This is a genomic window from Altericroceibacterium spongiae (genome assembly GCF_003610805.1).
Classification (GTDB): Bacteria; Pseudomonadota; Alphaproteobacteria; order Sphingomonadales; family Sphingomonadaceae; genus Altericroceibacterium; species Altericroceibacterium spongiae.
This window is the reverse complement of record NZ_RAPF01000006.1, coordinates 213,979-227,946: the sequence shown is the minus strand read 5'-3', so window position 1 is coordinate 227,946 and position 13,968 is coordinate 213,979. Positions and strand designations below refer to the sequence as shown.

Genomic DNA, 13,968 nt, shown 5'->3' with positions numbered 1-13,968 from the left:
CCTTTTCTGCCGCAACAGACAGGGACAGGAAATGCCGGATAGCACAAGCCAGCCAATACCATCATCCGGATCAGCGAGCGCGAAAAGAAAGGCAGCCGCTCTTCCGGCAAGGCTCGATCGCCTGCCCTGGAGCCGCTTCCACTGGCTGGTGGTCATTGCCCTTGGCATCACATGGATCCTGGACGGGCTGGAAGTCACTATCGCTGGCTCAATAGCCGGCGCATTGCGGGAAAGCCCCGTATTGCGTTTCTCTGCAGCCGATGTCGGCTTCGCAAACTCCGCCTATCTGGTGGGCGCGGTGTCCGGTGCATTATTCTTCGGCTGGCTGACGGATCGCTGGGGGCGCAAAAAGCTCTTTTCGCTCACGCTGGGGCTCTATCTCATTGCCACCGCAGGTACGGCCTTCAGTTGGGATCTCACCAGTTTCACGCTGATGCGCTTCCTCACAGGAGCAGGTATTGGCGGAGAATATTCAGCCATTAACTCGGCTATTCAGGAACTGATCCCGGCACGACGGCGCGGCTGGACCGATCTGGTCATCAATGGCAGCTTCTGGGTCGGGGCGGCCCTCGCCAGCGGGGCTTCTATCCTGCTGCTCGATCCGCGGATCATCGATCCGGAATGGGGCTGGCGGCTGGCCTTTTTCGGCGGCGCGATCATTGGCCTCACGATACTTCTGCTGCGGCGTTACCTGCCGGAAAGCCCGCGCTGGCTGGCTACACATGGCCATGAGGAAGAGGCCGAAAGTGTGATTGACGGTATCGAAGCGCGTATTCGTGCGGAAGGGCATCACCTCCCCGATGTTCCGCCTGCCGAACATCATGTTCGTCCGCGCCGTTCCACACCGATGCGGGAGGTTTTCTCCACCTTGTTCCGAACCTATCCGAAGAGGACTTTTTACTGTCTGGTACTGATGGCAGCGCAGGCGTTCTTCTACAACGCCATCTTCTTTACCTATGCCATGATGCTGACCGATTTCTATGGGGTTCCCAGCGGTAAGGTCGGCTATTATATTCTTCCTTTCGCGGCTGGAAATGTCCTCGGGCCGCTGCTGCTGGGGCGACTGTTCGACAGTTGGGGGCGCCGGCCAATGATTATTCTGACTTATGGCATTTCAGGCATTCTGCTCGCGGGCACCGGTTTCGCCTTTCAGGCGGGCCACCTGACAGCGACCACACAGACCCTGTGCTGGAGTGTCACTTTCTTTTTCGCTTCCGCCGCAGCATCGGCCGCCTATCTCACGGCAGCGGAAAACTTCCCGCTTGAAATGCGCGCCCTGGCCATTGCGATCTTTTATGCCTTGGGCACATTATTCGGGGCCATTGCACCATGGGTCTTCGGCCTGCTGATCGAAAGCGGCTCGCGCGATCAGGTGCTTATCGGATATCTGTTCGGAGCCGGACTCATGGGTCTGGCTGCTCTGGCCACGCTATTCTACGGTGTTGCTGCGGAACGAAAACCGCTGGAGCATGTCGCCAAACCGCTAAGCTGGCACCAACCCGCAGAGGAATAAAAAGGGGGCCTGAAGCCCCCTTTCTCTTTTATTTCGCAGCACCGTGACAATGCTTATATTTGTTTCCTGATCCACAGGGGCACGGCGCGTTGCGGCTGATATTCTGATCCGCATAAGGGTTTTCTACATCACTGCCACCCGGTCCGACAGCCGCACGCGGACTACCTGCCAGTGACCCGAGAATCGCTTCCGAGCCTGTTGCTCGCGACGAGCTGTCTGCATCATCGGTGCCGAATAGAGGGTCGATATGCCCTGTCAGGAAGTCCGGCAGTTCAGGGAGATCGACCGGCGGTGGCGGCGGCGCCATGCGAAGCTGATGCGTCATAAGGATACGCGTCACATCTTCGCGGATCGTATCGAGCATCACACTGAACAAACCGAAAGCTTCCTGTTTATATTCGTTGATCGGTGTTTTCTGAGCATAGGCCCGCAAGAACACCACCTGACGCAGCGCATCGAGTGTAGCGAGATGTTCTTTCCAGTGATGGTCGAGCCGCCCCAGCAGCACGCTTTTCTGCACCTGATGCCAGATTTCCGGTTCAGTCTCGGATATTTTGTCTTCCATCACCTTATCGGCGAGCTGCACAAGACGCTCTTCGATCATTTCGGGATCAAGCGCATCTTCTTCCATCCAGTCATCGATTGGCGGCTGAAGACCGAGAATGTCGCTGACCCCGTCTTTCAGTCCGGCGACATCCCATTTCTCAGGATAGGAGCCCGGAGGGCAGGCTGCGGTGACAATCGCATTGATGGCATCATGGCGCATATCGACGACGACATCATCCACCGTCTCGCTATCCATGATTTCTGCGCGCTGCTCATAAATGACCTTGCGCTGGTCATTCATCACATCGTCATACTCCACGACCTGCTTACGCATATCGTAGTTGCGCGCTTCGACTTTCTTCTGAGCAGTCTCGATCGCCTTGGACAACCATTTGGAACCGATTGCCTCACCATCGGCAAGATTCGAATTCATCATCTTGGCGAACATCGTATCGGGACCGAAAATACGCAGCAGATCGTCTTCCAGGCAGAGATAGAAGCGGGAAAGCCCCGGATCGCCCTGACGTCCGGAACGGCCGCGAAGCTGATTATCGATCCGGCGGCTTTCATGACGCTCAGTGCCCAGCACGAACAAACCGCCTGCCTGCAGCACGCGTTCACGCTCCTCGGCCACTTCCTGCTTGATCCGCTCCAAAGCGGCATCGCGTTCCGGCCCCTCTTCCATATCGCGTAATTCGTCTTCCATCCGGAATTCGATGTTGCCGCCAAGCTGAATATCGGTACCGCGCCCCGCCATATTAGTAGCAATCGTAACCGCGCCGAACCGGCCGGCCTGCGCCACGATATGCGCTTCCATTTCATGAAAACGGGCATTGAGCACATTGTGCTTCACGCCTTCCTTGCGCAGAAATTCCGACAGCAATTCCGATTTTTCAATCGAGACAGTGCCGACCAGCACCGGCTGGCCGATCTCATGCTTTTCCCGGATGGCTTTGGCGATAGCCTGAAACTTATCGGTCGTATTCTTGTAGAACTCATCCTGCTCGTCGATCCGCTGGACGGGCACATTGGTCGGGATGGTGACCACGTTCATCTTGTAAATATCCCAGAACTCGGCAGCTTCGGTTGCCGCCGTCCCGGTCATGCCGGAAAGCTTGGGATACATCCGGAAGTAATTCTGGAAAGTGATCGATGCCAGCGTCTGATTTTCCGGCTCGATTTTTACGCCTTCCTTGGCTTCCACCGCCTGATGCAGACCATTCGACCAGCGGCGGCCATCCATCATACGGCCGGTAAATTCATCGATGATAACGACCTTGTCGTCCTTCACGATGTAATCCGTATCGCGCTTGAACATGATACAGGCCTTCATGGCCTGATCGAGATGATGCACAACTTGCGTGTTCTCGACATCGTAGAGATTTTCGGTTTCGAGCAGCCCTTCTGCATAAAGCAGCTTCTCGATTTCCTCCACGCCGTCTTCGGTCAGCGTGACATTCTTGCTCTTCTCATCGCTTTCATACCATTCCGGGTCGAGATTTTTCACGACCTTGTCGATAGCGACGTAAAGTTCCGATTTATCCTCGGTCGGTCCTGAAATGATGAGCGGCGTGCGCGCTTCGTCGATCAGAATCGAATCGACTTCGTCGACAATCGCGAAGTTGAAAGGCCGGTGAACCATCTGACCGCGCTCATGCTTCATATTATCGCGCAGATAATCGAAGCCGAACTCATTATTCGTACCGTAGGTAATATCGGCCGCATAGGCTGCACGGCGCTCATGCTCCGACAGATTGGGCACAATCACCCCGACCGTAAGGCCAAGGAAGTTATATAAGCGGCCCATCGTTTCAGCGTCACGAGCGGCGAGATAATCATTCACCGTGACGACATGCACACCCTTGCCTTCAATGGCATTGAGATAGACCGCCAGCGTGGCGACCAGGGTCTTACCCTCACCGGTGCGCATTTCGGCAATTTCACCGCGATGAAGGACAATACCCCCAACCATCTGCACATCGAAATGGCGCATGCCGAGGACACGCCGCGAGGCTTCACGAACCGTTGCGAAGGCTTCGGGAAGAATATCGTCAAGCGAGCTTCCACCTTCGAGCATCTGACGGAATTTGTCGGTCTGAGCGGTCAGTTCTTCATCGCTGAAGGCTTCAAGCTGAGATTCCAGCGCATTGATCTGATCGACGACTTTATTGAGCGATTTGACGTATCGTTCATTGGCGGAACCGAAAAGGGATTTGGCGAGCGCACCGAACATTGGGCGTTTCCTGATTTATAAATGAGATATGCGACCACGGCCCTGCGGACGCGGCAATTGGGAAATCGGCGAGGGAAAACCCAACCTATTCGTGAGCGCGATCGACCCCTGGAATCACGCCTGGCAAGGCAACCATCTGCCATGTCCGACTGCCATTTTCCCGGTTTTCCGGCTGTCTTTCGAGATACCGTGCCAATTGTGCGGCGAGTGGGCTGCAACGCTCTATGCAGCTTTGCGGCGTTTCGCTAGCGTAAGCGAGGCGTACATTTTCCACGCCGGAAATACGCGCATGGGCAGGCTCTCCGGCAGCCGCAAGGCCGGTAAAAAGAGCTAAAAGCGTGAGTAGCTGACGCAGCATCGTGCTGACGAGATAGGAAGTCTGCGCGCTCACGTCCAGCAAGAAAGCGCGTTTACGAGACCTGCAAGGCTGCTTAAAGAGCGCTCCATGGATACTGAACGCTCGCCCCTCGCTCGCTCCTTTCCGGAAATGCCGCCAGTCGCAGGTGTAACGCTGCGCATCGCCCGCGCCCGTTATAAAGACTGGGATCGCTGCGATCTGACCTTCGCCGAACTCACCGAAGGTACAACGATTGCCGGTGTGTTCACCCGCAATGTGTGCTGTTCATCCGAAGTTGAACTGGGGCGCGAGAATGTGAAACGCGGCACAGCGCGGGCATTGATCGTCAATGCCGGCAATTCCAATGCGTTCACCGGCTATCGCGGACGGGAAGCAGTGGAACAGATCATGGATCAGGTTTCTGACCATCTGGCTTGCGACAGAAAAGAAGTGTTCGTCTCCTCCACCGGCGTTATCGGCGTACCTCTGCCCAAGGATAAAGTCAGAGCCGGTGTGGAAGCCGTGCTGACCACTGAGCCCTGCAACTGGGAAGATGCCGCCCTCACCATCGGGACAACCGATACATTCACCAAGGGTGCTCATGCCTCCGCCATGATTGGCGATAAGCGCGTGGAATTATGCGGGATTATCAAGGGTAGCGGTATGATCGCTCCCGATATGGCCACTATGCTGGGCTATATTTTCACCGATGCCGCGATCGATTCGGCGCTTCTTCAGGATATGCTGAACGAGGCAACGAAAGACAGTTTCAACGCCATTACGGTCGATAGCGATACTTCGACCAGTGATACGGTGCTGACCTTTGCTACCGGCAAGGCGGGTCATGCCCCGCTTCGGTCTTACGACGCCCCCGGGGCGGATGCTTTTGCAGCGGCCTTGCGCGATGTTTGTCAGCAGCTTGCCCATCTTGTCGTGCGCGATGGCGAAGGTGCGCGCAAATTCATCGAAGTGCGGGTTTCCGGCGCGATTTCGGACGAAAGTGCGCATCGGATCGGGCTCGCTATTGCCAATTCGCCGCTGGTGAAAACGGCAATTGCCGGGGAAGATGCCAATTGGGGCCGTGTTGTGATGGCGGTCGGCAAGGCCGGGGAGCCGGCGGACCGGGACCGGCTTTCGATCGGTTTCGGCGGACACTGGGCGGCGAAAAACGGGCAGCCGCTGGCCGATTATGACGAAGCGCCGGTCGCAGAGCATTTGCGCGGGCAGGATGTGCTGCTCGAAGTGGATATAGGTCTGGGCGATGGTCGGGCGACAGTGTGGACCTGCGATCTGACTCATGGCTATATTGCGATCAATGCGGATTACCGTTCATGAATACGCTCGATAAACAGGTTCTGGAGCTGCTTCGCAAAACGGCACGCAGCGTGGTTATGCCGCGTTATCGCAATCTTGCACCGGACGAAGTCATTGAAAAAGCTGAAGATGATCCGGTAACCATTGCCGATCGGGAATCCGAGGCGATGCTCTCCGAAGGGCTTTCAGCGCTCATGCCGGAAGCTGCAATCGTCGGTGAAGAAGCCGCCTTTGCCGACCCTTCGGTGCTCGATGGGCTGGACCGGCTATGCTGGATCATCGATCCGATTGACGGGACCAAGAATTTCGCCAGCGGTGAAGGACCTTTCGCGCTGATGGTGGCGCTGGCCGATAGCGGTCTGGCGCAGGGAAGCTGGATTTACGATCCGGTGCGCGACCGGCTGTGCCATGCCCGCAAAGGCGCCGGGGCCTTTGTCGATGGAGAGCGTGTCACTGCCGCTGAAACCGGTACAAAACCGCCGGTTCTGGCTGCGATGACAGCCTATATGGCACAAAGCCAGCGGGACCTTTTCAACACGGCCATCGCCCCACATTATACCGAGGCGAAGGCACCGCGTTGCGCGGCGGAGCAATATCCGCTGGTCGCTTTCGGAAATCACGATCTGGCGCTTTATCAGCGCACGCTGTCATGGGACCATGCCGCGGGATCGCTGTTCCTCAATGAAGCGGGCGGCGTGTCCGCAAGGCTCGACGGATCGCCCTATCGCGTTGATTCAAAAGAGAAAGGTATGATCGGCGCAGCCAGCCAGGCCTTGTTCGACGAGCTGGCAAAGCGGCTCGACAATGCCGGATACAGCACGGCCTCCTGAGCGTCTTTTACAAGGGGGGCAGAACGCGCCTGATCGGGGCCATAAACGCCTCTAACGGAGCCAGTACTCCGTTTCGCAGGGCCATAGCCGCGCCCCACCGCTGCCGCCGGGCCGATAAACGCAGCCATACGATAAAAACGGCGCGCCACCTGCCAGAAGCAGGAGCGCGCCGATCCTTTGAAAAGCCGTCCTTTGAAAAGCGATTCTTTGAAAAGCCGCTATGCGAACGGTCAGGCCTTACGAGGCGGCCGATAAATTACAGCTCGCTTTCGATCCACTGCTTGAGCTGACTCTTGGGCGCAGCACCCAGCTTCTGCGAAACCGGCTTGCCATCCTTGAACAGCACCATGAACGGAATGGACTGCACGCCCATCTGCCCCGGCACATCGGGATTTTCCATAATATCCATCTTCGCGATGGTCATCTGACCGGACAGTTCCTCGCTGATTTCTTCCAGCGCAGGCGCGATCATCTTGCAGGGGCCGCACCAGTCCGCCCAGAAATCGACCAGAACCGGCTTGTCGGAATCGAGCACATCCGCCTGGAAGCTCGCATCGGTAACATTCTTGGTGGCCATAATCTCTTCACTCCTGTGTCGGATTGTCAATCTAGTCGCCCGGCCGGACGAAACAACTCTCAAAGGCCCAAGCTTTCCTGCGCACCGGACAAGCCCGGTTTGTGGCGCGCCAGAATATCGCCGGGAATCGCAATCAGTTGCGGCGTCTGTGTGTAAAGCACCGCCGCTTCGATGCGCCGCCCCGGATAGATCGCCTGCAAGGCTGCGGCATAAGCGCCCATCTGCCGCAATGTCGCCTGCGGCACACCGTCCAGCGACCTGGGCGGGCGGCGCGCGGTCTTGAAATCGGCAATCAGCACCCGGTCTTCTTCCACCAGCAGGCGGTCGGCGATCCCGGCAATCACCTGCCCCTCCACCGTCGCAGCGAGCCGAATTTCGGCAAGAGCGGCAGGTGAGAACAATTCGGCCCATTGCGGCTCGGCCAGAACGCGGAGCGCGGCATCGAGCATGTCCTGCCGCGCGTCTTCCGGCACATCGCCCGCCTGCCGCGCGAGCCAGATCCGCCCGGCCTCCGCACGCTCTTCCGCAGAAAGTTCGGGCAAACGTTCGAGCAGCTTGTGAATCAGAATCCCGCGCCGGGCCGCCAGCCCCGCCTGATCGGCAGGTAAAGGCGGATCGGCGGCCTGATCCTCGCCCGCCGATGAGGGCGCGAGCGGACGGGGCGGGCGCGGCTCCGGCCCGATCGGCTGGACCGCCCAGCCCGGCAGATCCACTGTCTGTGTCGCGGCAGCCGGAGGTTGCCGGCGCGCGTCGGGTAAATCGCCCGGCGCGCCCCATTCATGGCGCTCCCCCCAGACCGGATCGCTGACCGCTTCACTGGGAAAAAGCGGGGCAAGCTGAGCATACCAGCTATCCTTATGCGGTTCGGTTTCCCGCAAGCCCAGCGCGCCGCCGATAAACAGCGCTTCCTCGGCCCTTGTCATGGCAACATAAAGCAGCCGCCAATGCTCTTCCAGTTCGGCAGCGCTCATGCTCTCGGCGGCCTCGGCCACCGGCCCTGCCCGGTCGTCCTTGCGGATAGAAGGCAGCGGCAATGTCCGCCGGTCGAACCAGTCGCCTTCCCCCAGCCGTTCTTCCAGTTGCAGCGCAGAGCCTCTGGCATCGTTCGGATTGCCCGCCGCATCGGCCAGTATCACGATAGGCGCCTGCAAGCCCTTGGAGCCATGGACTGTCATCACCCGGACCAGCCCTTCCCCCGCACCGGCTTCGCGTTTCAGCTCGCCATCGCCCGCATCGAACCAGCGGATGAAGCCCTGCAAGCTCACGGCATGGGCGCTGCTATAAGCATGGGCGGCATTGAGCAATTCGTCGATCGGATCATTGGCTTCATGGCCCAGCCGCCGGACCAGCGCCTGCCGCCCGCGCCACGGGCCGGTGAGTATCCAGCTAAGCAGCCCCTGCGGCGGTTCGAAATCGGCCAGTCGCAACAGATCGGTCAGTTTCGCCAGCGTCGCGCGAACATGCGGATCAGTGGAAGCGCGCAAATGATCCCATAACCGCCTGCCGCTTTCCCGCCAGCCATGATCGAGCAATTCCTGCTGCGTCCAGCCGACCAGCGGGGAAACCAGCAGAGCGGCGAGATTGAGATCGTCGAGCGGCTGCGCGGCAAAGCGGATCGCCGCCATCAGATCCTGCACCGCGAGCGGCGCCCCGAGACGCAGCCGGTCTACCCCGGCCACCGGCACACCGCGCGCATGGAGCCGCGCCACGATCAGCCCGGCAAGATCGCGCCTTTTACGCACCAGCACCATTACATCGCCCGGCCCGGCCCGGCGCGCACCGCCTTTGACCAGCGGAAAGCCTTCTTCCATCCAGCGCGCAACCTGTGCCGCGATCCGGTCCGCCATCATCCGGTCGGGTTTGGACAGCCAGCCTTCCTCCCCTTCATCGCCGCTCGTTCCTTCTTCGGAATGGGCGCTGACGGGAGGCCACAGAGCGACCAGACCGGGGCGATCTTCCCCGACATGGCGGTCCGCCCCGCCTGTCAGACCGAACCGTTCCGGCGTAATTCGTTCAATCGCCGCATCGACGAAATCGAGCACCGGCTGCGCGGTGCGGAAACTGCGGTCCAGCCCCAGCTCCTGCAAATCACGCAGCCCCTCTCCGGCCCGGTTCAATCGGCGCGCATTGCGGGCGGATTCGGAAATCTCTTTCTGGAAGCGTGCCCGCGCGGCTTCGAAATTATCCGGGCTGGTGCCCTGAAAACCGAAAATCGCCTGTTTGTAATCGCCGACCACGAAAATGGTCCGCAATTTATCGGCATGCTGGCCGAGCCCGGTAAAGAAATCGCCGGTCAGTGCACGGACGATATCCCATTGCGCTTCATTGGTATCCTGCGCCTCGTCGATCAGAATATGATCGAAGCGCCGGTCGAGCTTATAGCGGATCCAGTCGGAGAGATCCGAGCGGGACAGCAATTGCGCCGCCCGGCGGATCTGATCGTCGAAATCGATCAGCCCTTCGCGTTTCTTGGCCTCGTCCCATGCCAGAGCGAATTGCCGCCCGACAGTCAGCGCCGGAGCGAGCCATTCTGCCAGCGAAAGGAGCAACTGCACCTGCCGCACTGTGTCGAGACTCTGCTTCACCTGCCCGGCCAGCCCTTCATAGGCCGGTTCGATCTTGAGCAGCGATTTAAGCGAACGCGGCTCCCCCTTCTGGGTGAAAAGCGCCTTTTCCAGATCGTCCAGTCGCTCGACCCGGGCCTGTGGGGACGCAGCCAGCCAGCCAGCTATCGCATCGGCGCTCGCCAGCCCGGTCTTCGTGCCCCATTCGGCATTGGCCCGCGCGCAGTCGCGCAAGGATGCGATGGCGAAATCCTCATCCGCGCAAAGCGCCGCCAGCATGGCCTCATCGGCCTCTTCCTCCAGCCCGAGCAGCCGTTTCACCCGCGGCATCAGCGGCGGGGCCCATGCACCGGGGCCGAACCAGGCTTCGCGCGCCTGCGCACAGCGCATCAGCCAGCCCTGCACCGCATCGGGGCCAAGCCGGAGGCTGAGCATGGCGAGCTGGCTGAGCGTGGTATTATCGCCCTGCCTTTCAGCATCGAGCAGCATTTCGGACAGCACTTCGCGCGCCAGCAATTCGCGGTCGCGATCCTCCATCGCCTGTGTGCCGGGCGTCAGTTCGGCTTCTTCCGGAAAGGCCGATAGCAGCCATTGCGAAAAAGCGTGGATCGTGTCGATCCGCAGCCCGCCACCGGGGCAATCGAGCACGCTGGCAAACAGCGTTCGCGCATGAGCGCGCGCTTCAGGGCCGCTCGGCGCGCCGATATAGCCAAGTTCGGTCGCCAGTTCGGTTTCGGGCAGGCGCACCCAGCGGGCAAGCACTTCATTGATCCGCACTGCCATTTCCGCTGCGCCGGCTTTAGTGAAGGTGAGGCACAATATCTGCGCAGGCGTGACATCGCTCTGCATCAGCAGACGCAGCACGCGGGCGGAAAGAACCTGCGTTTTGCCGGTGCCCGCCGATGCCGAAAGCCAGACCGAATCCGCCGGATTGACCGCCAGTTTCTGCGCACCGTGAAGCGGATAGACTGCGCCGCTCATGCCTCGCCCTCTCCATTCGCCGGTTCCTGCCCCGCCAGCACGCGGGAAAACCATTCATCGAGCCGCATCAGCTGATCGTAATCGGTATAGACCGGCACATCGGGATTGAGCCTGGCGGTGAAAGCCTCATTGCCTTTGATCCAGCGGCCGATCGCATCGTGGAGATAGCGACGCGTTTCGGGCAGAAATTCCTCGGGCAGCGGGCCGCTTTTCTTGCGTCCTTCGCGCAGCGGGGTTTCGATAAAGCCGAAACGGTCCTCTCCGCCGACTTTCGCCAGAGACCAGTATTCGAACCGGCTCGCCTCGCCTTCCAGCCCTTCGAACCCGCCCGCTTCGGCCATCAGCGCGATCAGACCCAGTTGCAGAGCAAAACCCTGTTCGACCATTTTGGACGATGGCGGCTTGCCGGTCTTGTAATCGACAATGGCGAGCGTGCCGTCTTCCAGCCGGTCGATCCGGTCCGCACGGCCCTTGATCGTCACCCCGTCCATCCTGAAGCTGCCGGGCTTTTCCCACAGCACCGGCTGGCGGCCCTGCACGCGCTGGCTGGCAACGGTCTGTTCCACCCATTCGAGCGCGGCAAGCAGGCGCGGGCGCCACAATCCGCGCATCAGCGGATGAGCGTTCATACTGTCGAGCACCCTTTCGGCAATCGCCTGCATGTCACCGCCATGGCTGTCATGCCAGTCTTCCAGGATCGCATGCGCCGCCGTGCCTTTCCAGGCGGCGGACGGCTCTTCATCCAGCCCGTCGAGCCGTTTGAGACCGAGAATGGCATCGGCATAGAACTGATAGGGATCGCTGCGCAGCCGGTCGAGCGCGGTGACACGGATTTCGACATCGCGCTGCCGGGCCGAAGGTCTGGGTGCGGGGCGCGGATAGGCCGGTGCCGGTTCCATCGGCAGATCGAGCCGCCGGGCCAGCGCCGGAATGGCCGTTTCACGATGATCCTCGACCAGCCCGCTGCCGAGCAGCGCCTCCACCCGCAGCAGAAAGCGCGAGGGAATGGCCGGGCCGGACATATCGCGCTGCGCGCGGCTCAGCACCACTTCGGGCGCGCCCAGTGCCCCGGCCAGATCATGCGCGGCAAGGCCGATGCGGAAATCGCCGCCCGGCACACCCAGCGCGCGCAGAACCGGCGGCGCGATCAGCGTATCGATAGCGGGAGAGCGGGGCCAGGTCCCTTCATTGAGCCCGGCGCAAACAACCAGATCGGCGCGCGTCATCCGGCTTTCGAGCAGGCCGTAAATCGCCACGCGCGGATGGCCGCCATATGGCGGGCGCACGGCAACCGTCTCCATCGCATCGCGCAGCGCGGCAGGCAGATCGCGCAGCGCCATGGTCGTGCCGACATCGCGCGCATGAAGGCGCAATTCCTCGATAAACTGGCTGAGCGCGCGGCCATCTTCGCGGGCCCAGAGCATATCGCCGCATAATCGCTCCCCCGCTTCGGCCAGCGCATCGAGCATGGCGGCCAGCGGAACGGCCTGAATGTCCCCATGCCCCCTTTCGCCCTCTTGCGCCGCTTCACCCAGCGCCAGCACAGGGGTAAGCGTGGCTTCGACGCCCTGCCACCACTGTGCGATGGCGGGTTTGCGCAGAGCAATGCGGGCGATCCGGGCGCGCAGGGGCGCCAGGCCGGGTTCGGGGCGCGGCCCGCGCAGATCGCGTTCGAGCAGCCGCGCCTGTTCGAGCCAGAACGCCCGGCCGCTCCCCGCCGCGCTTTCACCGGCCTGCCCTTCGCCCGCCAGCGGGTGCTGGATAAGGCCCATCAGCGGCACCGGCGCCAGATCCTCAGCGGCGCTTTCGGCCAGCAACAGAATCAGCCGTCCGGCCGCGGTCTGCGATAAGGCGCGTCCGGCAGAATCGTCGGCGGCAATATTCCAGCGTCGCAAATGGCCCGCTACCCTTTCGGCAAGCGCGCGGTCGGGCGTGACCAGCGCTGCGCGCTGCTCCGGCTCTTCGAGCTTGCGACGGATCAGCAGCGCAATAGCCTGCGCTTCTTCCTCGGGATTGGCGGTTTCCATCAGCCTGACACCCGACAGGCGGCGCTTTTCGGCCGGCAGATCGACCCAGCGTCTGCTCGCCTGCGGGGGCAGAAAGAGACTGGAAATGGCATAGGAACGCTCGGGCGGCCCCTTGGACATGCCCGCCCGGTGCCATTGCTGCACTTCATCGCGGGCGATGCCCATCCGGTTGAGCAGCAGCTTCAGATGATATTGCGGATGCGTCACCGCATCATGCGCCCCAAACGGCGCTCCGCCCGGCTCCTCGCTCGCTCCGGCGCGGCCCAGTTCCTGCCATATCTCAGGATCGAGCGAGAGATCGCAATCGGGCAGCACCACCGCGCCGCCCGGCATTTCGGAAATCACCCGCAGCAGGCCCGCCAGAGCCGGTGCCGCACTGGTAACACCGGCCGCAACGACCGGCGATTGCGGCGGATCGGCCTTCCAGAGCTGTGCAGCGCGTGCGAACAACGCATTGCGCCGACTCGCCGCATCCACTTCACCGCGCGCTTCCAGCTCAGCCAGCCAGCGAAGCTGGACTTTGGCGAACAGGCGCAGACTATCTTTCCAGTGCTCGGACAGATCCCCCAGCAGATCGAGCACCCGGTCGGACAGGAGATCCTCTGGCGCGATCTCTTCTGCCAGCAGCCGGTCCATCGCCTGAGCGAGTTCACGCGCCAGACGCAGCAGCGCGCCGCCTTTAGGGGCCTGCTCCCCGCGTTCCTCGCGGATAAACTCGGCCAGCCGCAACCAGCGGCGCGTGGGATCGGCCGCCGGCGGAATCGCCTCGCCCGCCCCCAGCGGATCGAGCAACGGGCCGAGCGTTTCGTCGAGATCGAGATCGCCCACCGCCACCATCCGCGGCATTAGCAGCCCTTCGCCGCTATGCCGGATAAACGCCTCGCTGACGGTGCGGATCGCGCGGGTACTGGGCAGGATCAGCGTCAGCCGTGCGAGCCCGACATGCGGCTGCGCATAACGCGGCATCAGCCCGGCCACCAGCGCATCGGCAAAACCGCGATGCGCGGCGATAGAGAAGATCTGCGGCCCGGTGCGCTGCGTCATTG

At 61.2% G+C, this 13,968-nt stretch carries 8 protein-coding genes; 3 read left to right on the top strand and 5 right to left on the bottom strand.

The annotated features are described in order from the left end of the window. Positions 1-31 precede the first annotated feature (31 nt). Complete coding sequence (locus D6851_RS12925; protein WP_120325288.1) at positions 32-1,513, top strand: MFS transporter; 1,482 nt, start codon at positions 32-34, stop codon at positions 1,511-1,513. A 28-nt stretch (positions 1,514-1,541) separates the two neighbouring features. Here the strand turns inward: D6851_RS12925 and secA are convergent, their stop codons facing one another. Together secA and D6851_RS12915 are read right to left on the bottom strand one after the other, a co-directional pair. Beyond that, entirely contained in the window at positions 1,542-4,292 is a 2,751-nt protein-coding gene (secA, locus tag D6851_RS12920; RefSeq protein ID WP_120325287.1) for a preprotein translocase subunit SecA, read from the bottom strand. 85 nt (positions 4,293-4,377) lie between these two features. After that, on the bottom strand, positions 4,378-4,683 hold the full coding sequence (locus tag D6851_RS12915; protein ID WP_147395479.1) for a hypothetical protein: 306 nt from the start codon (positions 4,681-4,683) through the stop codon (positions 4,378-4,380). A gap of 54 nt (positions 4,684-4,737) precedes the next feature. Between D6851_RS12915 and argJ the strand changes: the two genes are divergently transcribed. Together argJ and D6851_RS12905 are read left to right on the top strand one after the other, a co-directional pair. Beyond that, positions 4,738-5,964 carry a bifunctional glutamate N-acetyltransferase/amino-acid acetyltransferase ArgJ gene (gene argJ / locus D6851_RS12910; RefSeq protein WP_120325285.1) on the top strand — a complete coding sequence of 409 codons (1,227 nt, stop codon included), beginning with the start codon at positions 4,738-4,740 and terminating at the stop codon, positions 5,962-5,964. After that, positions 5,961-6,773, top strand: coding sequence for an inositol monophosphatase family protein (locus tag D6851_RS12905; protein WP_120325284.1), 813 nt, complete (start codon positions 5,961-5,963; stop codon positions 6,771-6,773). Before argJ ends, D6851_RS12905 begins: the two co-directional genes overlap by 4 nt. 256 nt (positions 6,774-7,029) lie before the next feature. Here the strand turns inward: D6851_RS12905 and trxA are convergent, their stop codons facing one another. Genes trxA through addB form a run of 3 tightly spaced genes read right to left on the bottom strand, consistent with a single transcriptional unit; the run spans position 7,030 to position 13,966 of the window. Further along, positions 7,030-7,350, bottom strand: a complete 321-nt coding sequence (trxA, locus tag D6851_RS12900; protein ID WP_120325283.1) for a thioredoxin — start codon at positions 7,348-7,350, stop codon at positions 7,030-7,032. A 59-nt stretch (positions 7,351-7,409) separates the two neighbouring features. Next, the gene (addA, locus tag D6851_RS12895) at positions 7,410-10,895 is read right to left on the bottom strand and encodes a double-strand break repair helicase AddA (protein ID WP_120325282.1); all 3,486 of its coding nucleotides are present in this window, start codon (positions 10,893-10,895) and stop codon (positions 7,410-7,412) included. Beyond that, complete coding sequence (addB, locus tag D6851_RS12890; RefSeq protein WP_120325281.1) at positions 10,892-13,966, bottom strand: double-strand break repair protein AddB; 3,075 nt, start codon at positions 13,964-13,966, stop codon at positions 10,892-10,894. The genes addA and addB overlap by 4 nt, the downstream gene beginning before the upstream one ends. Positions 13,967-13,968: the final 2 nt, after the last annotated feature.

Bases quoted from the DNA above. Each gene is read 5' to 3' on its own strand.
- D6851_RS12925 (WP_120325288.1), top strand. From the start codon at position 32: ATGCCGGATAGCACAAGCCAGCCAATACCATCATCCGGATCAGCGAGC.
- secA (WP_120325287.1), bottom strand. From the start codon at position 4,292: ATGTTCGGTGCGCTCGCCAAATCCCTTTTCGGTTCCGCCAATGAACGA.
- argJ (WP_120325285.1), top strand. From the start codon at position 4,738: ATGGATACTGAACGCTCGCCCCTCGCTCGCTCCTTTCCGGAAATGCCG.
- D6851_RS12905 (WP_120325284.1), top strand. From the start codon at position 5,961: ATGAATACGCTCGATAAACAGGTTCTGGAGCTGCTTCGCAAAACGGCA.
- trxA (WP_120325283.1), bottom strand. From the start codon at position 7,350: ATGGCCACCAAGAATGTTACCGATGCGAGCTTCCAGGCGGATGTGCTC.
- addA (WP_120325282.1), bottom strand. From the start codon at position 10,895: ATGAGCGGCGCAGTCTATCCGCTTCACGGTGCGCAGAAACTGGCGGTC.
- addB (WP_120325281.1), bottom strand. From the start codon at position 13,966: ATGACGCAGCGCACCGGGCCGCAGATCTTCTCTATCGCCGCGCATCGC.